This window comes from Pseudonocardia halophobica, from assembly GCF_027922425.1.
GTDB classification, from domain to species: domain Bacteria; phylum Actinomycetota; class Actinomycetes; order Mycobacteriales; family Pseudonocardiaceae; genus Pseudonocardia; species Pseudonocardia halophobica.
In genome coordinates, this window is the sequence record NZ_BSFQ01000008.1 from 14646 (window position 1) to 37035 (window position 22390).

The window sequence follows — 22390 nt, forward strand, 5'->3', positions numbered from 1 at the left end:
GCGGGCTCAGACGGGCCAGGTCTCCTCGCGGTAGCCGCCGTCCCAGAACATCCACTCGTACCGGCTGGTCGTGGTGAAGTGCGCCCGCATCCGGGCGAGCTCGGCCTCGGAGACCGACTCGCCGATCCGGTCGGTGGCGGCGAGCACGGCGTCGACGACGGCCTGGAACTCCTCGCCGCCGTAGGTGGCGATCCAGCGGGCGTAGAGCGGGTCGGGGGAGCCGGCCTCGAGCAGGTGCTCGCCGACCTTCGCGTAGATCCAGTAGCAGGGGAGCACCGCCGCGACCGCCTCCGCGTACGAGCCGGAGTACGCGGTGGCGAGCAGGTAGCTCACGTACGCCTGGGTGGCGGGCGCGACCGGCAGGGCCGCGGCCTGTTCGGCGGTCAGATCCAGCTTGCCGAGCAGCTCGGCGTGCAGCTCCTGCTCCGCGGCGATCGCACCGGCCGCGTGGGCGCAGAACATGGCGAGGTCGTCCTCGTCGGGCGCCTTGGCCGCGCACAGCGCGAGCGCGCGGGCGAACCCGCGCAGGTAGTGCGAGTCCTGGACGATGTAGTGCCGGAAGGCCGAGTGCGGCAGCGTGCCGTCGGTCAGCCCGGTGACGAACGGGTGGGCGAGGATCGCGGCGTGGACGCCCTCGACGTCGCTCCACAGGACGTCGGTCGTGCGGGTGCTCATGCCCGGAACCGTAGGGCCCGCGGAACGACCGTCGGTGTGGCGTGGACCACCCATGGAGTGATCATGTGCGCGAGGGGTAGTCGCGTTCTGACAGTTCGTGCGCTCAGAGTGAGACACTGGTCACTCTTCGGGTAGGATGACACCTGCCGGTAAACGGGGTGAGTCACGATGGAACACCACGGATGGCGACTCAGCGCTGAGCGCGCGCCGGCCCGCACGTCCTTCCTTCACGGAGGTGAGTGGAATGAGTCCCGTCCCCATGGACCATCACGAGAAGATGCGGCTGCGCGCTGCCGCGTTCCGGGTCACCCGCCTGTACCCCGGTCCCGTCGGTGAGGTGCTCTCCCGGGAGCTCCTGACCTGGGAGGAGTTCGGGTACCGGCTCGGCGGCGGTCAGCTCGTGATGCGGCTGGTCGACCACGTGCTCAAGACCCCGCTCAACCAGGACGGCGTCGCCGCCTGACTCCCCGGGCCCGTCCTACGGGGCGGGCTCCTGCAGGGTCGTCACGGTCGTCGCCGCCGGACCGCTCGGCACCGTGCCGTCGGCCGACGCGGCCACGGCACCGCCCAGCACCAGCATCGCCGCGAGTGTCGCGAGGCTCCCCGCCCGTGCAGCGACCGTGTAGGCCGCCGAGGCGGCGCCGTGCAGCGCCGGGGAAACCCGGCGGTGCCCCCGTTCGACCTGCTGTGCCGGCACGCGGCGCAGCACTTCCTCCACCGGTGCCGCCGGGATGCGGTCGGGCCGGTGTACGCCCTGGGTGTGCGAGCGGCCAGGGTGCGCTCGGCGGTTCTCACCGCGACCCCCACCGTGCCGCGGACCGTGCTGACCCGGAACCGCCGGAAGGGCGACGGTCCGCTCCTCCGGTCCGCCGCCGCGCGGAACCGGCACGGGGCGAAGGGCCGGGGCGGCGGGGAGCACGGTCACGCCCGGTTCATCGTGACGTCACACACCTCCGTTAACGGACCCTGCCCGCCTCACCCGATCGGAGTCCTCGCACCGCGGACGACCGGCGGACCCGGCCGACCGGCGAGGGCGGCCAGCAGCGCGTCGAGCGCGTCGAGGCTGTGCGCGCTGACGACCGCGTCGCAGTAGGGCCAGGCGGCGGCCATCCCGCCGGTGAGCGGGCGGAAACCGGCGTGCCGGGTCCGTGGGTTGGCCCAGACGATCCGGTGGGCGCGTCGGCGGAGCCGGGCCATGGCGCGGGTGAGCACGGCCGGGTCGCCGGTGTCCCACCCGTCGCTGACCACGAGCACGACCGCACCCCGGCCGAGCGCGCCGCCACGCACCGTGAGGAACCGCTCCAGCGACTCACCGATCCGGGTGCCGCCGGACCAGTCCGGGGCCAGTCGTCCGGCGCGTTCCAGCGCGAGGGCGGGGCCGGTCCGGGCGAGGGCGCGGGTCAGCCGGGTCAGCCGGGTGGCGAAGGTGAACACCTCGGCGCGCTGCGTGCCCGCGGCGCAGTAGAGCAGCTGGAGCAGGGCGCGGGCGTACGGCTCCATCGATCCGGAGATGTCGCAGAGCACGACGAGCGGGCGCGGACGTCGGTGCCGGGCCCGCCGGGCCAGCCGGACGGGTTCCCCGCCGGTCCGCCTGGCCTCGCGGAGGCTGCGGCGCAGGTCCACCCCCGGACCGTGGGACGCCCGGCGGGTTCGGCGGGTGGCGCGCAGCGGGGTGGCGATCCGCAGCCGTCGCATGGCCTCCACCAGCAGCGCGAGCTCGGCGGGGCTGAGTGTGTCGAAGTCGCGCCCGCCCAGCCGTTCGGTCGCGGAGGCGACGGCGGGGGAGGGCACGGCGCGCCCGGCCCCGTTCGCCGCGCCGTCACCCCGTGGCGGCCCCCCGCCCGCCGCGGCGGCCCCGGCAAGGCCCGTCGTCCGGCCGGTGGGCGCGGGGTCCGACCCGCTCGTCGTCGGACCGCCGCGGCGCGCTGCGGCCGGATCGGTCACCCCGGTGAAGACGGCGGCGAACACCCGCTCCAGGGCGGGGAGCTGGGCCGGGTCCGAGACGAGCGTCGCCTGCGCGCACGCCCGGAGCCTGTCGAGCCCGGCCGGTTCGACGGCGACGATCGCCCGGGCGAACCGCTCGGTGCGGTCCGGGTCGACCGCCAGCCCCGCCGTCCGGCAGGCCTCGGTGAACCGGGCGACCAGGACGGCCAGATCGGCCTTCACGGCGACGCGAGCAGGGTCGCCAGGCCCGCGGCCCGGACGGCCTGCACGTCCTCGTCGTACTTCAGCACGGCTCCGAGGCTGCGTTCCGTGGCGGCGAGCAGGGCGGGCTCCGCCCCGGACCCGTCCGTGCCGATCTCGTCCGCGTCGACGCCGAGCACGTGCAGCGCGTTCGCCCAGCTGATCGCCTCCGCCACCCCCGGCGCCTTGAGCAGCTCCAGGCCTCGGATCCGCTGCACGCTCCCGGCGACCCGGGCTGCCAGCCAGTCCGCGGCCTCGGGCACCCGGCGCCGGACGATCTCCGCGACCCGGTCCGGGCCGGGGTGCGCGATCCAGTGGTAGAGGCAGCGCCGTTTGAGGGCGTCGTGCAGGTCCCGGGTGCGGTTCGAGGTCAGCACCGCGACGGGCGGGACCGCCGCACGTCGCGTGCCCAGCTCGGGGATGGTTACCGCGGATTCGGCGAGCAGTTCGAGCAGGAACGCCTCGAACTCGTCGTCGGCCCGGTCGATCTCGTCGACCAGCAGCACCGCCGGGCGCGGGCCCGGATGCTCGATCGCGGCGAGCAGCGGCCGCGCGAGCAGGTGCTCGGGCGTGAACAGGTCCGCGTCGGAGAGCTCCGCGTGGCGGGACTCCGCGAGCCGGATCGACAGCAGCTGCCGCGGGTAGTTCCACTCGTAGAGCGCCTCGGCCGCGGTGATCCCCTCGTGGCACTGCACCCGCAGCAGCGGCGTGTCGAGCACCTCGGCCAACGCCTTCGCCGCCTGCGTCTTCCCGACCCCCGGCTCGCCCTCCAGCAGAATCGGCTGGCCCAGCCGGACGGCCAGGAACAGCGCGGTGGCCAGGGCGTCGTCGGCGAGGTAGCCGGTCGCGTCGAGCCCCGCACGCAACGCGTCGACGTCGACCGGCAGCCCCGGCGCGGTCATCCGGCGCAACCTCGCCGGGTCGGCGAGGAAGGCGTCCCGGCAGCCGGTGCCGCAGAAGTGGACCGTGCGGCCGTCGTGCACGAGCGGGACCCCCGCCGGGCCGGTGGCCACCGCCATCCCGCAGACCGGGTCCGTGGCCGTCGGTACCGCCGCCTCCGCCTCTCCGGCCGGCCGGCTCTCGACGAGCTGCGCGTAGATCGACAGGGCGATCTCCGCCGGGGTCCGGGCCCCGATGTCCAGACCCGCCGGCGCGTGCACCCGGGCGACGTCCTCGGCGGGGACACCGCGTGCCGCGACCTCCGCCAGCACCCCGGCCGCGCGCCGCCTGCTCGCGACCAGCGCCACGTAGGGCACCCCGGCGCGCAGCGCGGCGGTCAGCACCTCGGGCTCGTCCCGCCCGTGGGAGGCGACGACGACCGCGGCGGTGTCCGGCGGCAGCGGCGCGGCCGGATCGGTGACGACGCGGACCTCGTGGTCGGCCGCCGCGCCGATGCGCACCAGGGCCCGGGCCACCGGCGCGTCGCCGAGGACGAGGACCAGCGCGGCCGGCAGCACCGGCTCCAGCAGGAGCTCCAGCGCGCCGCCCGACAGGCACGGGTTGTCCACGGTGCGCACCCCCGGTGGCGCGGGAACCCGTGCGCCGCCCGGCCTGATCCAGAGCAGCCCCGGCTCGCCGCTGGCGAGCACCCGCAATCCCTCGACCCGCGTGGTCGACTCCGCGCAGGTGCCCCCGACGAAGCCCTCGATCGTGCCGTCCGCCAGCACCAGCGCCCGGTCGCCCGGGCGGGCGCTGGCCGGGCGTTCCACCCGCACCACGGTCGCGAGCACGTAGGGCGTCCGTCCGGCCCGCAGCTCGTCCGCCCGGCCGAGGAGCTCCGGGTCGCCCACGGCGGTCACGTGACCGACAGGTCGGTGCGGAGCGGTCTGCCCTGCATCGCCCGCCAGACCTGGGCCGGGGTGAGCGGCATGTCGGCGTGCCGCACCCCGATCGCGTCCAGCACGGCGTTGACCACCGCCGGCGGCGAACCGACCGTCGCCGACTCCCCGACGCCCTTCGCGCCGATCGGGTGGTGCGGCGACGGGGTCACCGTCTCGCCCAGCTCCCAGGACGGACACTCCAGCGCGGTGGGCAGCAGGTAGTCCATGAACGACGCGCCCAGGTGGTTGCCGTCCGGGTCGAACGCGAGGGCCTCCATCAACGCCATCCCGATGCCGTCGGCGAGGCCGCCGTGGATCTGCCCCTCGACGACCATCGGGTTGATCCGCACCCCGCAGTCGTCGACCGCGACGAACCGGCGCACCGTCACCTGCCCGGTGCCCGGGTCGACGTCGACGACGCAGACGTAGGCGCCGCACGGGTAGGTCAGGTTCGGCGGGTTGTAGACGCACGTGGCGTCCAGGTGGCCCTCCACGCCCTCGGGCAGTTCGAGGGCCGAGTGTGCGGCCATCGCGATCTCGGCCATCGACGCCGACGCCGCCGGGTCCCCCCGGACCTCGAACCGGCCCTTGACGAACTCCAGGTCCGACGGCGCGACCTCCAGCATCGCCGACGCCACGATCCGGGCCCGTTCCCGGACCTTGCGCGCCACCAGCGCGGTCGCCGCCCCCGAGACCGGGGTCGAGCGGGAGCCGTAGGTGCCTAGCCCGAACGGCGTCTGGTCGGTGTCCCCCTGGACGACCTCGACGTCGTCCGGCGAGATGCCCAGCTCCTCCGCGACGATCTGGGCGAACGTCGTCTGGTGGCCCTGGCCCTGGGTCATGCACGACAGCCGCAGCACCGCCTTGCCGGTGGGGTGCACGCGCAGCTCGGCGCCGTCCGCCATGCCGAGGCCGAGGATGTCCATGTGCTTGCGCGGGCCCGCGCCGACGGCCTCGGTGAAGAACGAGACGCCGATGCCCATCAGCTCGCCGCGGGCCCGCTTCTCGGCCTGCTCGCGGCGCAGCTCGGCGTAGCCGGCCAGGTCCAGCGCGGTGCGCAGGGTCTTCGGGTAGTTCCCGGAGTCGTACTCCCAGCCCAGCGCGGTCCGGTACGGGAACTGCTCGGGCCGGATCAGGTTCTTCATCCGCAGCTCCGCCGGGTCCCAGCCCTGGTCGCGGGCGAGCACGTCCACCAGCCGTTCGATCAGGTAGACGGCCTCGGTGATCCGGAACGAGCAGGCGTAGGCCACCCCGCCCGGGCACTTGTTGGTGTAGACGCCGGTGACGGAGCAGTGCGCGGCGCGCAGGTCGTAGGACCCGGAGAAGACGTGGAACAGCCCGGCGGGCAGCTTCGACGGTTGCGCGGTGCCGTTGAACGCCCCGTGGTCGGCGAGCACCTTCACCCGCACCCCGAGCAGGGTGCCGTCCTTCGTGGCGGCGATCTCGCCGTGCATGTGGTAGTCGCGGGCGAAGGAGGTGCTCATGAGGTTCTCGGAGCGGTCCTCGACCCACTTGACCGGCCGGCCGGTGACGATCGACCCGACGACGGCGCACACGTAGCCGGGGTAGATGCCGACCTTGTTGCCGAAGCCGCCGCCGATGTCCGGCGCGATGACCTGGATCTTGTGCTCGGGGATCCCGGCCACCAGGGCGTAGACCGTGCGGTGGGCGTGCGGTGCCTGGGTGGTGGTGTGCACGGTGAGCTTGCCGCTGACCGGGTCCATGCTCGCGATCGAGCCGCACGTCTCCATCGGGGCGGGGTGCGAGCGCGGGTAGAGCAGGTCGCACTCGGCGACGACGTCGGCACGGGAGAACACCTCGTCGGTGGCGGCGGCGTCGCCGGCCTCCCAGTCGAAGATGTGGTTGTCCGTGCGGTGCAGGTCGTCACGGATCACGGGCGCGTCGGGATCGAGGGCGTGGGTGGCGTCGACGACGGCGGGCAGCGGCTCGTACTCGACCTCGATGAGCCCCAGGGCGTCGCGGGCGGCGTAGCGGTCCTCGGCGACGACGAAGGCGACCTCCTGGCCCTGGAAGCGCACCTTGTCCGTCGCCAGCACGGCCTGCACGTCGTGGCTCAGCGTCGGCATCCAGGCGAGCCCGAGCCCGGCGAGGGTCTCGCCGGTGATCACGGCCTCGACCTTCGGATGGGCCTCGGCCGCGCTCGTGTCGACGGACACGATCCGGGCGTGCGCGTACGGGCTGCGCAGGATCGCCGCGTGCAACATCCCGGGCAGCACGATGTCGTCGAGGTAGCGGCCCGCGCCGCGGAGGAAGCGGGCGTCCTCCTTGCGCCGCATGGAGCCGAAACCCAGGGGCGTGCTGGCCGCGGCGTGGGTGGTCATGACGTCACCGTCCCGGCTGCTGTCCCCGCTTCCGCGGCTCGGTCGGCGGCCGCCCGGACGGCACGCACGATGTTCTCGTAGCCCGTGCACCGGCAGACCTGGCCCGAGATCGCCTCGCGGATCTCCGCGGGCGACGGGTCCGGATTCCGGTCGAGCAGGGCCCGGCTGGTCAGCAGCATGCCCGGCGTGCAGAACCCGCACTGCAGGCCGTGCATGTCGCTGAACGCCTGCTGCACCGGGTCCAGCCCGTCCGCACCGGCCAGGCCCTCCACCGTGCGCACCTCGTGCCCGTCGGCCATCACGGCCAGCACCGTGCACGACTTGGCCGGCAGCCCGTCGAGGAGGACCACGCAGACCCCGCAGTTGGAGGTGTCGCAGCCCCAGTGGGTCCCGGTGAGCCCCAGTTCGTCGCGGAGGAAGTGCACGAGCAGCAGCCGGGGCTCGACGTCACGGGTGTACTCGACGCCGTTGACGGTGACGGTGATCTGCATGTCAGGCCTCCCGACCGCGGGCGCGTGCGGCGGCCCGGCGCAGCGAGCGGGCCGTCAGCTCGCCGGCGAGGTGCCGCTTGTAGTCCTCCGGTCCGCGCTGGTCCGCGACGGGCCGGCAGTGCTCGGCCGCGATCCGCCCGGCCTCGGCGAAGTTCTCCTCGGTCGCCGGCGCGCCGCGCAGGAACTCCTCGGCCTGCGGCGCCCCGAAGTGGTCGGCCCCGACGGCGGTCAGCCCGAGCCCGACGTCGGCGACCCGCTCGCCCTCCAGCCAGAGCGCCGCCCCCGCGGCCGCGACGGCCCAGTCCCCGGCGCGGCGCTCCACCTTCGTGTACGCGCTGCCGCCGCCGGGCCGGACCGAGACCCGGATCTCCACGAGGATCTCCGTGTCCCCGACGACCGTCTGGTACGGCCCGACGTGGAACTCGCGGACGGGCACGGTCCGGCGGCCGTCCACGCCCTCGATCACCGCGACGGCCCGCAACGCGGTGAAGACCGCCGAGAGGTCCTCGTTCGGGTCCGCCTGGCAGAGCGAGCCGCCGACCGTCCCCCGGTTGCGCACGACGGGATCGGCGATGACGCGCTCGGCGTCCCGGAACATCGGGAAGTGCTCGCCCGCCACGGCCGAGGCCATCAGCTCGGCGTGCCGGACCAGCGCGCCGAGGCGGAGCTCACCGCCCTCGAGGCTGATCGTCCGGAGCTCGTCGAGCCCGTTGATGTCGATCAGCGTCTCCGGGTTGGCGAGGCGCAGCTTCATCATCGGGATGAGGCTGTGCCCCCCGGCGAGCAGCCGCGACTCCGGTCCGTACCGCTGGAGGAGCGCGACGGCGTGGGCGACGCTCGTCGCCCGCTCGTACTCGAACTGCGCAGGCACCTGCATGGCGCCCCCCGAAGTCGGACGTCCGAGGTGGACGTGAGCCATGGTGGCGGATCATTGTGAGGTCAATCACAATCAGGCGGCAACGGCGGATTAAGCGTTCGCTTAGGGGACGGGGGGCCTCGCGATGACGCTGACCCAGTTGAGCGTGTTCGTCCTCGCGGCCCGCCTGGGGTCGGTCAAGGCCGCCGCGAGCACCCTCGGGGTGAGCGAACCGGCCGTCTCCCAGGCGCTCGCCGCGCTCCGCAAGCACTTCGGGGACCCGCTGCTCACCCGGGGCGAGGCCGGCATGGCCCTGACACCCGGGGGGAAGCGGCTGCTGCCCATCGCCGCCCAGCTGGTGGGGCTCGGCGCGGAGGCCGAGGCAGCGGTGCGCTCGGCGCTCGGGGCGCCCGAGCAGGTTCGGCTCGTCGCGCCCAGCGACGTCGTCGAGTTCGTCGCCGGGCCGCTGGCGGCCGCGTTCGGGGCGCGGACGGCCGGCTCCGCGGAGCTGACCGCCGGCGTGGCCGGGACCGGTGAGATGGCGGCGCTGGTCGCGCAGCGGCTCGCGGACATCGCCCTCGGCCCCCGGCTCGCCACGGACCGCGGCCTCGGCCTCGTCAGTGAGCCGATCGTGAAGTGCCGGCTGGCCGTCCTGGCCGCGCCGGGTGCCGTGCCCCGCGGCACCCCGGCCCGGTGGGACTGGCTGATCGACCCGTCCGGCACGGACCCCGAGAGCGACGTCGGTCGCCTGCTCGCCGTGCTCGGCGTGCCGGACTCCCGCCGGAGCGTGTTCCCCAACCAGACGGCGGCCTGGGACGCGGCGATCATGGGTCGGGGCGTGGCCACGGGGCTGACCCATCTGGCCGTGCACCACCTGCGCCGGCGGGAACTGCAGGTCGTGGACGTGCCGGGCACCCCTGTCGAGCTGTGCTGGCACGCCACGATGCTGCCCGCCGACCGTCGCGCTCCCGGGGCGACCACGCTGCGCCGGTTCCTCGGCACCCCGGAGGCGACCAAGCTGCTGCGCTCCCCGGGGACGGGGGTGCCGCCGTCCCGCTTCCGCCCGCCGGTCTACGTGACGATCTGGAGCTGACCCGGCCTCGGATCCGACGTGCGGATCGCGGCCGGCGGGGCGAGCGCCACGCGGCCGACCGGCCGGAGCCGGTCGGCCGCGACGACCTTCCTTACAGGCGCTCCCGCAGCTCCCGCTTGAGCACCTTCCCCGCCGCCGACACCGGGATCTCGTCGACGAGCCGGATCTCGCGCAGCCGCTTGTAGGGCAGGACCTGCGCGTTCACCGCCTCCATCAGCTCGGCGGCCTCGGCCTCGGTGCGGCCCGGCGCCACCACGAACGCCACCGGCAGCTCGCCGACGTTCACGTCCGGCCGGCCCACGACCGCCGCCCCGACCACGCCCGGCTGCCGGAACAGCAGCTCCTCCAGCTCGCGGGGGTACACGTTGTAGCCCTTGTAGAGCAGCATGTCCTTCTTGCGGTCGACGATCCGCAGGTACCCGTCCTCGTCGAGGACGCCGACGTCGCCGGTGTGCAGCCAGCCCTCCCGCAGCGCCGTCGCGGTCTCCTCGGGCCGGTCCTTGTACCCGACCATGACCTGCGGCCCGCGGATGCAGACCTCGCCCTCGGTGCCCGTGGGCACCGGGTTCCCCTCGTCGTCGACGATCCGGACCTCGGTGTCGGCGACGGGCGGGCCGACGCTCCCGGCCTTGCGCACCGCGGAGCGCGCGGACGGGTTCTGCGTGGCGCCCATCGTGACCTCGGTGAGCCCGTAGCCCTCCACGATCACGAGGTCCTCGCCCAGCCGCCGCTGCAGCGCCTCGATCAGCTCGACGGGCAGCGGGGCCGCGCCCGAGCTGAGCGCCCGGACCGACGACAGGTCCCGCGTCGCGAAGTCCGGGTGCCGCAGCAGCGCGGCGTACAGCGGCGGGGCGCCGCCCATCGAGGTGGCCCCGAAGCGCTCGACGTCCGCCAGGTAGGCGGCCGGGTCGAAGCGCTCGTGCAGCACGCTGGTGGTGCCGGACAGCAGCGGGATGTTGAGCCCGCCGACCGTGCCCATCGCGTGGAACCAGGGCGTGATGTTGACGACGACGCCGGTGCCGAACCGCACCGGGAACTCCTCGGCCGGGCCCTGGTCGGCCAGCACGAGGCCACCCTGGTCGTCGAGCTCGGGCCGGGCGCCGGAGCCCGCCACGGCGTACTGCAGGACGTTGACCACCACGTTGCGGTGCGGCAGCTGCACGCCCTTGGACCGCCCGGTGGTACCGCCGGTGTAGGCGAGATGGGCGAGGTCGCGGTGGACGTCGATCTCCACGGCCGGCGGCTCGGTGGGCGCCTGCGCGTGGAACTCCTCGAAGTCCGTCGCGCCCTGCGGGGTGAGCCGCACGGCGGGGTCGACGGCCTGCTCCCGGTTCGTGACCAGCGCGAACTTGACCCGCGTCTGGTCCCGCACCGCGGCGAACGCGGGGTACGCCGCCTCCCAGCTGACCAGGGCGACGGCGCCGGCGTCGGCCAGCTGGGCCGCGAGGTCCGCGGGCGGCAGCAGCGGGTTGGCCGGCGTGAACGTGGCCCCGGCGAGCTGGATTCCGTAGTAGGCGATCGCGTACTGCGGGCAGTTCGGCAGGTGGATCGCGACCACGTCGCCCCGGCCGACGCCCTGCTCGCGCAGGGCGTGCGCGAACGCCGAGGCCCGGGCGAACAGCTGGGCGTAGGTCAGGTCGCGGCCGTAGTAGTGCACGGCCACGCGGTCGCCGTAGCGGCGCGCCGAGCCGGCGAGCACCGCGCCGACCGGCACCTCGGGGTAGTTCACCGGGCCCCTCCGGCGGTGAAGGCGACCGGCAGGTGCTTGATGCCGTTGATGAACATCGACCGCAGCCGCTGCGGCTCCCCGGTGACGTGGATGTCCGGGACGCGGGTGAGCAGCTCGCGGAACATCACCGCCATCTCCCGGCGGGCCAGGTGGGCGCCGAGGCAGAAGTGCGGGCCGGGTCCGCCGAAGCCGACGTGCGGGTTCGGCGAGCGCCGGACGTCGAACCGGTCCGGGTCCGGGAAGTGCGCGGGATCGCGGTTCGCCGCCCAGTAGAAGAGGGCGACCTTGTCACCCGCCGTGAGCTCCTTGCCGCCGAGCACCGCGTCCCGGGCCAGGGTGCGCCGCATGTAGATGACCGGCGAGGCCAGCCGGACGATCTCGTCGATCGCGGTCGGGGTGACGCCGTCGAGGTCGGCGAGCCAGGCCGCGCGCTGCTCCGGGTTGTCCGTGAGGAACTTCAGGCCCCAGCTGATCGCGTTGCGGGTGGTCTCGTTGCCCGCGACCACCAGCAGGACGAAGAAGCTGGCCAGCTCGTCCGGGGTGAGGCGCTCGCCGTCGATCTCCGCGTTGACCAGCGCGGACGTGACGTCGTCCGTGGGGTTCTTCTCCCGCGCCGCGCCGAGGTCCTTCATCAGCGCCGCGAGCTCGCCACCCGCCGTGAGCAGGGCGGTGATGACGTCCGTGCCCTCCGGGACGTACTCCGGGTCCTGCGCCCCGAGGATCACGTTCGTGCGGTCGAACACGAAACGGTGCTGGCTCTCGGGGATGCCCATCATGTCGCAGACGATCTTCAGCGGCAGCCGGGCCGAGATCTCGGTGACCGCGTCGCACTCGCCGCGGTCGATGACGTCGTCGACGATCCGGGTCGCCGACCGCTGCACGTCCTCGGTGAGCTGGGCGAGCCGGCGCGGGGTGAAGCCGCGCGAGACGATCCGGCGCAGCCGGGCGTGCCGCGGGTCATCCATGTTGATCATCGAGCCGAAGAACTCCGCGAACTCAGGCGGCTGGTCGACGACCGAGGTGGAGCCCGAGCCCGAGGTGAAGACCTGCGGGGTCCGGCTGGCCTCGACGACGTCGTCGAGCCGGGTCAGTGCGAAGAAGCCCGGGCCCGGCTCCAGGTGGCCGAAGTCCGGCTCGGGGTAGAAGGGGATCGGCTCGTTGGTGCGCAGCCACGCGAACGCGGCGGCGCGCTCCTCGACGGGCACGGTCCAGAACCCCTCGACGTCCGAGAGGTCCGGGCGTCCCGGGTCGAGGGCCGTGTGATCCGTGGTGGTCGCGTCAGTGGACATGCATGCGGTCCCTCCTGCCGGTCCGCGGTGACCGGCGCCTCGCACACCATAGTTACTGAACGGTAGATCGGGGAGGGATGAGACCCCGTTCGTACCCGATCGCCACCGCGTCCGTGCGGCCCGTGGCGCCGAGCTTCGCCATGACCCGCGAAAGGTGGACGCTCACGGTCTTCTCGCTGATGTAGAGCGCCTCGCCGACCTGGCGGTTGGTGCGCCCCTCGGCCACCAGGGCCAGGACGGCGGCCTCCCGCGGGGTGAGCGGTCCGGCTCCGTCCGCGCCGGGCTCCGACCGCGTCCGCCGTGACCCTGCGCGCTCGCGGAGGTGGGTGGCCCGCGCCCGGAGCGGTTCGGCGCCGAGCCGCTCGGCCACCCCGATCGTGGCGTCGAGGTCGGCGACGGCCTCCTCCCGCAGCCGGGCGGCCGCCGCCCGGTCCTCGGTGCGGGCCGCGCCGGCCAGCTGCGCCTCGGCCCGCCGGACCCGTGCCTCGGCCTCCCGGTACGGCTCGCCGTAGCCGAACGCCTCGAGCACCCGGGTCCAGGTGGCGGCGTCGGCCTCGCCGCGCACGCGGTCCCGCTCGGCGCGCGCCCGCGCCAGCCACGCCCGCCCTTCGACGCCCAGTGAGCCGGACCGCGGGATGCCCTTCTCGGCGGCCTCCTCCGCCGCGCCGAGCAGGCGCTCGGCCTGCTCGTGGGCCCCCTCGGGGACGGCGGCGAGGCCGAGCGCGGCGAGCATGATCGCCGCGATGTGGTGCGGGAGGAGCCGCTCCAGGTCGGCCAGGGCGGTCTCCGCCCGGCGCAGCGCCTCCTCCGGCGCGCCCCGCCAGAGGGCCGCCTCGACGCCGGCACCGCCGAGGAGGAGGACCACCTGGTCGTCCTCCTGCTCGCGGGAGTCGAGCTCCGCCCAGCGCTGCTCGGCCTCCGCGAGCCGGCCCCGGGCGACCTCGACCAGCAGGCCGGCGGCCGCGAGCCGGCCCGCGACCACCGGGGCCACCATCGCCCCGCCGAGCCGCGCGGTGTGTTCCGCGGCCTCCCAGTCGCCGGCGACGAACTCGCTCATCAGCCGGGCGACCCGCAGGTCCATGCCGTAGCCGCTCCAGGTGGTGCCGGTCTCGGTGGCCCGCCGGCCCCCGGCCGCGAACTCCGCCGCCGCGGCCGCCGCGGAGCCCTCCTCGAGGAACGACATCCCGCGGTTGTAGAAGATCCGCAGCTCCACGCCGATGTTCCCGGAGCCCCTGGCCAGCGGCAGCGCCTCGGACAACAGCTCCCGGCTGCGCGGGCCGCGGCCCTCGAACTCCTCCGCCACGGCCAGGCTGATCAGCGCGTCCGCCTCGACGGCCGCGACGTCCTGCAACGCCTCCGCGAGTGCCGTGTCCGGGTCCGCGTCCCCGTGTTCGCCGTGGGGCTCGGCGGTGCCGGCGCGCAGGGCCGCGGCGGCCTCCCGCGCGATCCGCAGGGCGGCAGCGCCGTGCTCGCGCACGCCGGGCACGTCGTCCGTCCGCCAGAGGGCGCGGGCCAGGATGGCGTGCGCCCAGGCGAGGTCGGCCGTGGGCGGCCCGTCCCGGAGGAGGTCGACGGCCTCCCGGACGGTGGCCGCCGCGGCCGCGGTGGCCTCTGTGCGCTCGAGCAGGCGGATGGCGTGCCGGACCCGGACCTCGCCGGCGCGCCCGCGGTCAGTGCCGGCGTCGACCAGCTCGAGGGCGCGGGTGCTCAGGGCGATGCCGCGGTCCGGGTCCCCGGTCGCGCTCGCCGACCAGGCCGCCCAGAGCGTGACGGTGATCTCGTCCGCGCCCGCGACCGCCGCGGCGTCGGGCACCGCGGACCACAGCTCGACGGCGCGTTCGGCGTGCCGGAGGACCTCGGCGGGAGCTCCCACCCGGTCCGCCTCGCGGGCCGCGCGCACCGACGCCGCGAGCGCACGGGGCAGGTCGTGGGCGGCGAGGGCGTGGTGGGCGAGGGCGGCGGGGGAGGTGCCGACGGGCGAGGGCCGGCCGGGCGGGGCGGGCTGCGCCAGCCGCGCGGCGAGCAGGTCGGCGTAGCGGGAGTGGAGCCGCGCCCGCTCGCCGGGCAGCAGGTCGCCGTAGACCGCCTCGCGCAGCAGGGCGTGCCGGAAGGCGAGGTCGCCCCGCTCGTCCGGCACCAGGACGTGGTGGGCCACCGCCTCCCGGACGGCCTCCTCGAACTCGGCCGTGTCCAGGCCGCTGACCTCGGCCAACGTGGCGTCGGCGACGCTGCGCCCGGCCACCGACGCGACCCGCAGCACCTGCCGCGCGGGTGCGGGCAGCCGCTCGAACCGCGCCAGCAGCACGTCCGTGAGCGCCTCCGGCAGGCCGGCGCCGCCCCCGGCGGCCGACACGAGCTCTTCGGCGAAGAAGGCGTTGCCCTCGCTGCGCCGGGCCAGCCGGTGCAGCTCGCGCTCCTGCAGCCCGAGGTCACCGGCGAGGGCGGTCACCAGCGCGAGCGCGTCGGCGGGCGGCAGCGGCGCGAGCTCCAGCCGCTCGACGGCGGGCAGCCGCACCAGCTCGGCGAGCACCGGCCGCAGCGGGTGCCGGCGGTGCAGGTCGTCCGCCCGGTAGGTGGCCACGACGAGCAGCCGCCCCGCGCCGAGCCGGGACAGCAGGAAGACGAGGAGGTCCCGGCTGGAGCGATCGGCCCAGTGCAGGTCCTCGAGCACCAGCAGCACGGGCGGCCCCGCGGCCGACACCGTCTCCAGGGCGGACAGCAGTGCTTCGAAGACCTGCAGCTGGCCCAGCTCGCGCCCGCCCCGCTCCGCGGACGACTCGCCGGGGACGAGCCGCAGCAGCCCGGGATGCCGCTCGGCCAGCTCGGGGTGCTCGGCGAGCAGCCGGCCGACGATCTCGGTGAAGGGCAGGTACGGCAGCTCCACGCCGGCGGTGTCGATGCACCGCCCGAGCAGGACGAGCGCGCCCGGCCCGGACGACCCGGCCCCCTCGGACGACCCGGCCCCCTCGGACGACCCCGCCTCCTCGGACGACCCCGCCTCCTCGGACGACCCTGCCGCCTCCGCGGACAGCTCCGCGATCAGCCGAGACTTGCCCACCCCGGCGTCGCCGGACAGCAGGACGCCCGTGCCCCGCCCGGAGCGCGCCCTCTCGAGCGCACGGGCGAGGACGGACCGCTCGGCCCCCCGGCCGACCAGCCCGATCCCCACCCCCGGACGTGGCACGGGCGTCATGCTCGCACGGACCCCCGACGGATCCGGGCGAGTTCCGCGGGCGTCCCCCTCACGCCGCGCGGCACTGCCCGGTGACCGCGGACTTCTCGTGCGGCACCGGCGGGGGTACGGGGATGCGCGGCGGCTCCCGCCGCCCCTTCCGCCAGAGCCGGGCCAGCCGGGCCGTGCGGATGCGTTCGGCCTCCGCGAGGAGGGCGCTGCGGTGCTCGTCGACCATCGTCTCCAGGAAGAGCATGACGATGACACTCCGCCTGAGGGGTGCCTCCGGACATCGGTCGGTCACGCCGTCCCGGGCCGTCGCCGCGCACCGCGGCTGAGGGCTCGCCTTACCCCGCGGGGCCCATCAGGCCTCGCCCCTCCACCGTCAGGACTCCTCTCCTCGGGACCGCTCGGCCTCCCGGCCGGCCGGTTCGGGGTGGCCGCAGGGGTCGGTGTGCCAGAAACCGAAGGGATCGGGCAGCGCCGGCCAGGTCTCCTCGCCCGCGGCGAGCTCGGCGTCGGTGAGCAGGGCGGACCGCAGGCCGGCCTCGACGGCGTCGAGGCCGTCGGCGTCGAGCGCATGGGCCAGCACGACGACGTCCTGCGCCCGGTCCCCGAAGCGCGGGTGCCAGCCGAGCGCGGCGAGCGCCCGCCGCTCGTCGGACACGTCGTCCCAGGCCGCGGGGTCCTGCCCGGCGAGCCACTCGCCGGCCTGCCCGATCCGCAGGCCGCCGCCGGCGGACTCCAGCCACAGGACGTCGTCGGGCCGGGTGGCGAGCCAGATCCGCCCGCGGGTCCGCACCACGCCGTCGAGCAGCAGGTCGATGGCCTCGTGCAGGCGGTCGGGGTGGAAGGGCCGGCGCGCGGAGAAGACGAGCAGCCGCACCCCGCAGTCGGTGGTCAGCGGCGGGGCGCCGCGCAGCAGCGGGCCGTGGACGTCGTCGGGTCGGCCGCGGCGGGCCTGCGCGTGGGTGCGGCGCAGGAGGACCGCGTCGTCGTCGAGCTCGGCGAGCCGGGACCGCAGCGCCGTGGGGGCCAGCCGCTCCAGGACGGCGTCGACCCGGGCGTGCTCCCAGGCCGGCGCGGAGCCGGTGTGCACGACCAGGTCCGCGAACTCCGCCTGCGCGACGGCGACCTGGGCGACCGTGCGCTCGTCGTCCGGGAGGTCGGCGAGGCCGCGCCCGGTGACGGGCTCGTCGCCGGTGGCGTCGTCGAGCCAGCCGGCGGCGTCGACGGCGGTGATCACCCCGCGCAGGTCGACGAGGTCGGTGAGCACCACGCCGTGCCCGGGGTCGGCCCCGCCTCCGTCGACCAGGACGTGCGCGAGCGCCCAGCACACCTGCTCGGGCTCGAGGGCGGGATCGAGGTGCAGGACGACGCGGGGAACCCGGCCGGCGAGCCCGCGCAGCGTCGGCAGGAGGTCCTCGCGCAGCGTGCAGGACACGCAGCCGTGGGCCAGCTCGAGCTCGGTCCACGTGTCGCCGTCGCGGTCCCGGATCCGGCGGTGCAGCCGCCCGCGGGCGATGTCGCGCAGGTCGTGGTGCACGACCACGACGTCGGGATCGGCGGTGCGCAGCCGGGCGAGGACGCGTTCCACGCCCTCGGTGCACAGGCCCGTGACCACGAGCAGTTCGGTGTCGGGCATGGGCCCTCCTCGGGAAGGGGTCGGGGTCGGCAGGTGTTACCGTAAATGACAATCGTTCCCGATACGAGAGGAGGGTGGCGTGGCCGCCAAGTCCGCCGCCGTGCGTCCCGTGGTCAAGATGCGGTCGACCGCCGGCACGGGCACGACCTACGTGACCCGCAAGAACCGCCGCAACGACCCCGACCGGCTCGTGCTGCGCAAGTACGACCCGGTGGTCCGTCGGCACGTCGAGTTCCGAGAGGAGCGCTGAGGCCGAGCATGCGAAGCCGACCACCAGCGCAGGCGGCGCGCCCCGTCCGGTCGCCGCGGAAGAAGGTCAAGCCGTCGCACGCCCGCGGCCTCACCGAGGTCGACGGGAAGGACACCGCGCTCCTGCGGACCTTCGCCTCCGACCGCGGCGAGATCCGGGCGCACAACGCGATCGAGCTTGCGAGATCGCCGTCGACACAGCACCGGCGAAGCAGTCTGGCGCCGCAGCAGCAGCGGCAGGTCGCCGTCGCGATCCGCAACGCGCCGGAGATGGCCCTGCTGCCGTACCCGCACGCGGGGCGGGGGTGAGCGCATGTCCCGCAGGTGTCAGCTGACCGGCCGCGAGCCGGGCTTCGGCCGGACGGTCTCGCACTCGCACCGGCGCAGCCCGCGCCGGTTCGAGCCCAACGTGCAGGACCGGCGGTACTGGCTGCCGTCGGAGAACCGGCACGTCCGGCTCCGGCTGTCGGCCAGGGCGATCGAGCTGGTCGACCGGATCGGGGTCGAGGCCGCGGTGGCGCGCATCCGCGCGCGGGGGGAGAAGGTCTGATGGCGACGACGGCGAAGATCGCCCGCAACGAGCGGCGCGAGGAGGTCGTGGCCCGCCACGCCGAGCGGCGCCGGGAGCTGAAGCGGATCATCGCCCGGCCCACGACTCCGGACGCCGAGCGCGAGGCGGCGCTGCGCGAGCTACGCCGCCAGCCCCGGGACGCGAGCGCGACCCGGGTGCGGAACAGGGATTCGACGGACGGCCGGCCGCGCGGGTATGTCGGCAAGTTCGGCGTCTCCCGCGTGAAGCTCCGTGAGCTCGCCCACGCCGGCATGCTCCCCGGGGTCACCAAGTCGTCCTGGTGATCCACCCGGGCCCGCCCGCCGGCCCGCTGCGTGCGCGCCACGCGGTGGGGAGGTAGGCGGCGCTGCGCGGCGCAGGCGGGGTGGCGCAGGCGGGTCCTGATCTCGCGGCACACCCGAAGGCGCGTGACACGGGCCGTCGACCGGGTGCGCCGCCGACCTTCCGGATGTGCCACCCCGCCGGTGCGGGTGTACGAGGCGTCGGGGCGGGTGTGCCAGGCGGCGCTCCGCGAGCGGCCGCTGCATCCCGCCCGCGCGCGGCCGGCCCGCTCCAGCGCCCCACCGGGTGGGGAGCTGCGGAAACGGGGAGGGGGACCCCCGGGTTGGCGGCCCGTCGCGGGGGTTGTGTAGAGTTCTGCAGGTCCAACGGGGAAGTCCCCGGAGGGCCGTGCCGCCCCTTTAGCTCAGTCGGCAGAGCGTCTCCATGGTAAGGAGAAGGTCTACGGTTCGATTCCGTAAAGGGGCTCCAGCGAGGTAGGTGTGACCGGCTTCGCGAGGCGGTGTAGCTCAGTCGGTAGAGCAAGCGGCTCATAATCGCTGTGTCGCCGGTTCAAGTCCGGCCACCGCTACACACACGATCCGAGCTCGAAGCAGGAATTAAGCAGGAGGCACCCGCGATGGCGAAGGCCACCGACGTCCGGCCGAAGATCACGCTGGCGTGCGAGCAGTGCAAGCACCGGAACTACATCACCAAGAAGAACCGGCGCAACGACCCCGACCGGCTCGAGGTCAAGAAGTTCTGCCCGAACTGCGGCACCCACCGCGCCCACCGCGAGACCCGCTGACGGCAGTGCCCGACGAGTCCTTCGTCGGCCGTTCCCTCCCGGCCGCCGGTCCCTTCCAGGTCGGCCGGGAGAAGATCCGCGAGTTCGCCGCGGCGATCGGGGACGCCTCCCCGCTGAGCCGTGATCTCGACGTCGCGCGCGCGGCCGGTCACCCCGACCTGGTCGCGCCGCCGACGTTCTCGACGACGTTCACCATGCCGCTGATCGAGGCGTTCCTCCGGGACCCCGACTTCGGCTGGGACTACACGCGGATGGTCCACGGCGACCAGCGCATCACCTTCCACCGCGCGATCCACGGCGGCGACGAGCTGTTCACCACGATCCACGTCGACGAGCTGCGCACACGAGCGGGCAGCCACATGCTGACCCTGCGCTGCGAGGTGGCCGACGCCGCGGGCGAGCCGGTCGCCACCACGAGCTCGCTGCTGGTCACCCAGGCATGAGTACCCCGCAGAACGCCGCGAAGGGCGACGAGCTGCCGCCGCTGCGGCTGCACCTCACCCGGGCCGACCTGGTCCGCTACGCCGGCGCCTCCGGCGACTTCAACCCGATCCACTGGAGCGACCGCGTCGCGGGCCTCGCCGGGCTGCCCGGCGTGATCGCGCACGGGATGCTCACGATGGCCGTGGCCGGCCGGGTCGTCACCGACTGGGTCGGCGACCCCTCGCTCGTGCGCAGCTACAGCACCCGCTTCACCCGCCCCGTCGTCGTCCCGGACGACGACACCGGGGCCCTCGTGGAGATCACCGGGACGGTCGCGGACGTCACCGAGTCGGACGGTGTGCGCATCGCCCGGATCGACGTCAAGGCCGTGTTCGACGGCAAGTCCGTGCTGGGCAGGGCCACCGCGGAGGTCGTCCTCCCCGGCTGAGCCGGCGGGCGTGTCCGGTTGCCGTGATCGCCGAGTGGGTCGATGCTGCCTGCGTCCCGGGTCCGCACGGGCCCGCGCCACACGGAGGGAGCACCACGTGAAGTTCGGGAAGCTGGTGGACAAGGCCTGGGAGGAGAAGACGGCCGCAGAGGTCCTCAAGGCCCCGCCGTCGGCCCTCGAGGGTCTGACCGAGAAGCACGACGAGGCGCTGGCCGCCCTCGGCATCAAGTCGGTCGGCGACCTGGCGAAGTGGAAGTACTTCCAGCGCGCCTCCGCGCTCGCCGCCCTGGCCGACCTCGACAAGTAGCCCCGACGCCACGAGGGGCGGGTGCCGTCGGCACCCGCCCCTCGTGTGTGTCCGGGTCCTTACTGGGCCTCGCGCAGCAGCGCGCCCATCCGCTCGACGCCGGTGCGGAGGTCGTCGTCGCCCAGGGCGTAGGAGAGGCGGAAGTAGCCCGGGGTGCCGAACGCCTCGCCGGGCACGACGGCCACCTCGGCGTGCTCGAGCACGGCGGCGGCCAGGTCGAGGCTGGTCTCGATCTTCTGCCCGCGGATCTGCTTGCCGAGCAGCTCGCGCACGTCCGGGTAGACGTAGAAGGCGCCCTTCGGTGTGGGGCACTGCACGCCGGGGATCGCCGAGAGCAGCTCGACGATGGTGCGGCGGCGGCGGTCGAAGGCGGTGCGCATCTCGGCGACGGCGTCGAGCGGGCCGGTGAGGGCCTCGACCGCCGCGCGCTGCGACACGTTCGCGACGTTCGACGACAGGTGGGACTGCAGGTTCGTCGCCGCCTTGATGACGTCCGTGGGGCCGGCCATCCAGCCGACCCGCCAGCCGGTCATCGCGTAGGTCTTGGCCACGCCGTTGAGCACCACGGTGGTGTCGGCCAGCTCGGGGACGGCGACGGGCAGCGAGACGGCCTCGGCGCCGTCGTAGACCAGGTGCTCGTAGATCTCGTCCGTGACCACCCAGATGCCGTTCTCGAGGGCCCACCGGCCGACGGCCTCGGTGAGCTCGCGCGGGGCGACGGCGCCGGTCGGGTTCGACGGCGAGCACCACAGCAGCACCTTGGTGGCGGGGGTGCGGGCGGCCTCGAGCTGGTCGACGGTGGGCAGGTAGTCCTGCTCCGACCCCGTGACGACGACCTCGGTCACTCCGCCGGCCAGGGCGATGGCCTCGGGGTAGGTGGTCCAGTACGGGGCGGGGAGGATGACCACGTCGCCCGGGTCGAGCAGCGTCGCGAAGGTCTCGTACACGGCCTGCTTGCCGCCGTTGGTCACGAGGACCTGGTTCGCGGCGATCTCGTAGCCGGAGTCCCGCTTCGTCTTCTCCACGATCGCGGCCTTGAGCTCGGGGAGCCCGCCCGCGGGGGAGTAGCGGTGGTTCTTCGGGTCCTGCGCGGCGGCGACGGCGGCCTCGACGATCGGCTGCGGCGTGGGGAAGTCCGGCTCGCCCGCGCCGAAGCCGATCACCGGGCGGCCCTCGGCCTTGAGCGCCTTGGCCTTCGCGTCGACGGCGAGGGTGGCGGACTCGGCGATGTTCCCGATCCGGGTGGAGATCCGGGGCTTCTGCGACGTTCCAGCGGTCGATGCTGTCGGTGCGGACATGGCCCTCATCCTCGCGCACCGCGCGTACCCTCGCGCGAGCGGGTTTCGGCCCGCGGACCCGCGCGGATCTCTCCCGGGGGGCCGCGGGTGAAGGGCCCGGGAACGGGTGCCGTACACTCGATTCGCCGGGCGCACCGGATCTTCCGGTGTGCCTGCTCCGAACCCGTCGTGTCCCCGACGCGGCGGGCCGGGGCAGCGTAGGGGTGTAGCTCAACTGGCAGAGCAGCGGTCTCCAAAACCGCAGGTTGCAGGTTCAAGTCCTGTCACCCCTGCCACCTGGGACGACAGCAGGAACGAGACGAGGTGCGGGCGTCCGCCCGCCGGTGAGGACGAGCGGTGAGCGACGAGCGTGAGCCCGGGCGGGAGCGCCCGACGTCCGCGGCCGACCGCCGCGGGCGGCGCACGTCGCCGTCGTCGTCCGGTGCCGGCGCGGTGACCACGCCGGGCAAGGGCCGCCCGACGCCCTCGCGCGGCAGCGGGGCGCCCCGCAAGGCGTCGCCGTTCGCCAGGCTGGTCCGCTTCCTCCGCGAGGTCGTGGCGGAGCTGCGCAAGGTCATCTGGCCCACGCGCAAGCAGCTGGTGACCTACACGATTGTCGTGCTCGTCTTCGTCGCCTTCATGGTCGCGCTGGTGTCGCTCCTGGACTGGGTCTTCGGGCTGGGCGTGGAAGCCCTGTTCGGCGCCTAGCCCGCAGGTGAGCCGGGACCGACCCCGATCGAGCACGACGACGCT

The 22390-nt window shown here is 74.7% G+C and carries 24 protein-coding genes, 3 tRNA genes and 1 pseudogene; 14 read left to right on the forward strand and 14 right to left on the reverse strand.

Annotated elements, in window-relative coordinates; all coding sequences use genetic code 11:
- Positions 1-6 precede the first annotated feature (6 nt).
- Positions 7-675 (reverse strand): thiaminase II, encoded by a 669-nt coding sequence (gene tenA / locus PKE99_RS11810; RefSeq protein WP_037046033.1) that lies wholly within the window; start codon positions 673-675, stop codon positions 7-9.
- Positions 676-919: 244 nt separating this feature from the next.
- On the opposite strand from tenA, the gene PKE99_RS11815 reads away from it, so the two are divergent.
- A complete protein-coding gene (locus tag PKE99_RS11815; protein WP_037046035.1) occupies positions 920-1138 on the forward strand; it encodes a hypothetical protein in 219 nt (72 codons plus the stop codon).
- A 15-nt stretch (positions 1139-1153) separates the two neighbouring features.
- Here PKE99_RS11815 and PKE99_RS11820 read toward each other — a convergent pair whose 3' ends face one another.
- The 7 genes and pseudogenes from PKE99_RS11820 to PKE99_RS11850 all read right to left on the reverse strand — a co-directional run bounded on the left by PKE99_RS11820 (position 1154) and on the right by PKE99_RS11850 (position 8389).
- Positions 1154-1372 (reverse strand): hypothetical protein, encoded by a 219-nt coding sequence (locus tag PKE99_RS11820; RefSeq protein WP_156067624.1) that lies wholly within the window; start codon positions 1370-1372, stop codon positions 1154-1156.
- 278 nt (positions 1373-1650) lie between these two features.
- Entirely contained in the window at positions 1651-2841 is a 1191-nt protein-coding gene (locus PKE99_RS11825; RefSeq protein ID WP_037046038.1) for a vWA domain-containing protein, read from the reverse strand.
- Entirely contained in the window at positions 2838-3761 is a 924-nt protein-coding gene (locus tag PKE99_RS11830) for an AAA family ATPase (protein ID WP_037046501.1), read from the reverse strand. The genes PKE99_RS11825 and PKE99_RS11830 overlap by 4 nt, the downstream gene beginning before the upstream one ends.
- 195 nt (positions 3762-3956) lie before the next feature.
- A pseudogene (locus PKE99_RS11835) lies at positions 3957-4658 on the reverse strand (XdhC family protein); the annotation flags it as partial.
- The gene (locus PKE99_RS11840) at positions 4655-7021 is read right to left on the reverse strand and encodes an aerobic carbon-monoxide dehydrogenase large subunit (protein WP_037046040.1); all 2367 of its coding nucleotides are present in this window, start codon (positions 7019-7021) and stop codon (positions 4655-4657) included. The pseudogene PKE99_RS11835 and the gene PKE99_RS11840, both read right to left, overlap by 4 nt.
- Positions 7018-7512 (reverse strand): (2Fe-2S)-binding protein, encoded by a 495-nt coding sequence (locus PKE99_RS11845; protein ID WP_037046042.1) that lies wholly within the window; start codon positions 7510-7512, stop codon positions 7018-7020. Before PKE99_RS11845 ends, PKE99_RS11840 begins: the two co-directional genes overlap by 4 nt.
- A gap of 1 nt (position 7513) precedes the next feature.
- Positions 7514-8389, reverse strand: coding sequence for an FAD binding domain-containing protein (locus PKE99_RS11850; protein WP_037046044.1), 876 nt, complete (start codon positions 8387-8389; stop codon positions 7514-7516).
- 124 nt (positions 8390-8513) lie between these two features.
- Here PKE99_RS11850 and PKE99_RS11855 point away from each other — a divergent pair, with 124 nt between their 5' ends.
- Positions 8514-9461, forward strand: a complete 948-nt coding sequence (locus PKE99_RS11855; RefSeq protein WP_037046045.1) for a LysR family transcriptional regulator — start codon at positions 8514-8516, stop codon at positions 9459-9461.
- 91 nt (positions 9462-9552) lie between these two features.
- On the opposite strand, the gene PKE99_RS11860 is transcribed toward PKE99_RS11855, so the two are convergent.
- The 5 genes from PKE99_RS11860 to mrf all read right to left on the reverse strand — a co-directional run bounded on the left by PKE99_RS11860 (position 9553) and on the right by mrf (position 17296).
- The gene (locus PKE99_RS11860; protein ID WP_037046046.1) at positions 9553-11190 is read right to left on the reverse strand and encodes a class I adenylate-forming enzyme family protein; all 1638 of its coding nucleotides are present in this window, start codon (positions 11188-11190) and stop codon (positions 9553-9555) included.
- Positions 11187-12479 carry a cytochrome P450 gene (locus PKE99_RS11865; protein WP_037046047.1) on the reverse strand — a complete coding sequence of 431 codons (1293 nt, stop codon included), beginning with the start codon at positions 12477-12479 and terminating at the stop codon, positions 11187-11189. The genes PKE99_RS11860 and PKE99_RS11865 overlap by 4 nt, the downstream gene beginning before the upstream one ends.
- Positions 12480-12531: 52 nt before the next feature.
- The gene (locus tag PKE99_RS11870) at positions 12532-15663 is read right to left on the reverse strand and encodes a helix-turn-helix transcriptional regulator (RefSeq protein WP_425566513.1); all 3132 of its coding nucleotides are present in this window, start codon (positions 15661-15663) and stop codon (positions 12532-12534) included.
- A gap of 58 nt (positions 15664-15721) precedes the next feature.
- Positions 15722-15907: a hypothetical protein gene (locus PKE99_RS11875; protein ID WP_037046049.1), complete on the reverse strand. Its 186-nt coding sequence runs from the start codon at positions 15905-15907 to the stop codon at positions 15722-15724.
- 129 nt (positions 15908-16036) lie between these two features.
- Positions 16037-17296, reverse strand: a complete 1260-nt coding sequence (mrf, locus tag PKE99_RS11880; protein ID WP_037046050.1) for a ribosome hibernation factor-recruiting GTPase MRF — start codon at positions 17294-17296, stop codon at positions 16037-16039.
- A gap of 100 nt (positions 17297-17396) precedes the next feature.
- Here mrf and rpmG (PKE99_RS11885) point away from each other — a divergent pair, with 100 nt between their 5' ends.
- The 10 genes from rpmG (PKE99_RS11885) (at position 17397) to PKE99_RS11930 (ending at position 20360) form a co-directional block, all read left to right on the forward strand.
- On the forward strand, positions 17397-17546 hold the full coding sequence (gene rpmG, locus PKE99_RS11885) for a 50S ribosomal protein L33 (RefSeq protein ID WP_269323010.1): 150 nt from the start codon (positions 17397-17399) through the stop codon (positions 17544-17546).
- An 8-nt stretch (positions 17547-17554) separates the two neighbouring features.
- Entirely contained in the window at positions 17555-17854 is a 300-nt protein-coding gene (locus tag PKE99_RS11890; RefSeq protein WP_037046053.1) for a bS18 family ribosomal protein, read from the forward strand.
- Between the two features lie 4 nt (positions 17855-17858).
- Positions 17859-18095 carry a 50S ribosomal protein L28 gene (rpmB, locus tag PKE99_RS11895; protein WP_037046054.1) on the forward strand — a complete coding sequence of 79 codons (237 nt, stop codon included), beginning with the start codon at positions 17859-17861 and terminating at the stop codon, positions 18093-18095.
- Positions 18095-18400, forward strand: a complete 306-nt coding sequence (gene rpsN, locus PKE99_RS11900; protein ID WP_037046056.1) for a 30S ribosomal protein S14 — start codon at positions 18095-18097, stop codon at positions 18398-18400. Before rpmB ends, rpsN begins: the two co-directional genes overlap by 1 nt.
- A 390-nt stretch (positions 18401-18790) precedes the next feature.
- Positions 18791-18866 (forward strand) — tRNA-Thr (locus PKE99_RS11905).
- Between the two features lie 27 nt (positions 18867-18893).
- Positions 18894-18966 (forward strand) — tRNA-Met (locus PKE99_RS11910).
- A 48-nt stretch (positions 18967-19014) separates the two neighbouring features.
- Entirely contained in the window at positions 19015-19182 is a 168-nt protein-coding gene (rpmG, locus tag PKE99_RS11915) for a 50S ribosomal protein L33 (RefSeq protein WP_037046058.1), read from the forward strand.
- 5 nt (positions 19183-19187) lie between these two features.
- Positions 19188-19625, forward strand: a complete 438-nt coding sequence (locus PKE99_RS11920; protein WP_037046059.1) for an FAS1-like dehydratase domain-containing protein — start codon at positions 19188-19190, stop codon at positions 19623-19625.
- Positions 19622-20053 carry a MaoC family dehydratase gene (locus tag PKE99_RS11925; protein WP_037046061.1) on the forward strand — a complete coding sequence of 144 codons (432 nt, stop codon included), beginning with the start codon at positions 19622-19624 and terminating at the stop codon, positions 20051-20053. The genes PKE99_RS11920 and PKE99_RS11925 overlap by 4 nt, the downstream gene beginning before the upstream one ends.
- A gap of 97 nt (positions 20054-20150) precedes the next feature.
- Positions 20151-20360, forward strand: coding sequence for a hypothetical protein (locus tag PKE99_RS11930; RefSeq protein ID WP_037046063.1), 210 nt, complete (start codon positions 20151-20153; stop codon positions 20358-20360).
- 59 nt (positions 20361-20419) lie between these two features.
- Here the strand turns inward: PKE99_RS11930 and PKE99_RS11935 are convergent, their stop codons facing one another.
- Positions 20420-21658: a pyridoxal phosphate-dependent aminotransferase gene (locus PKE99_RS11935; RefSeq protein ID WP_037046064.1), complete on the reverse strand. Its 1239-nt coding sequence runs from the start codon at positions 21656-21658 to the stop codon at positions 20420-20422.
- A gap of 199 nt (positions 21659-21857) precedes the next feature.
- Between PKE99_RS11935 and PKE99_RS11940 the strand changes: the two genes are divergently transcribed.
- Together PKE99_RS11940 and secE are read left to right on the forward strand one after the other, a co-directional pair.
- Positions 21858-21933 (forward strand) — tRNA-Trp (locus PKE99_RS11940).
- 61 nt (positions 21934-21994) lie between these two features.
- Positions 21995-22345 (forward strand): preprotein translocase subunit SecE, encoded by a 351-nt coding sequence (gene secE / locus PKE99_RS11945; RefSeq protein WP_037046065.1) that lies wholly within the window; start codon positions 21995-21997, stop codon positions 22343-22345.
- Positions 22346-22390: the final 45 nt, after the last annotated feature.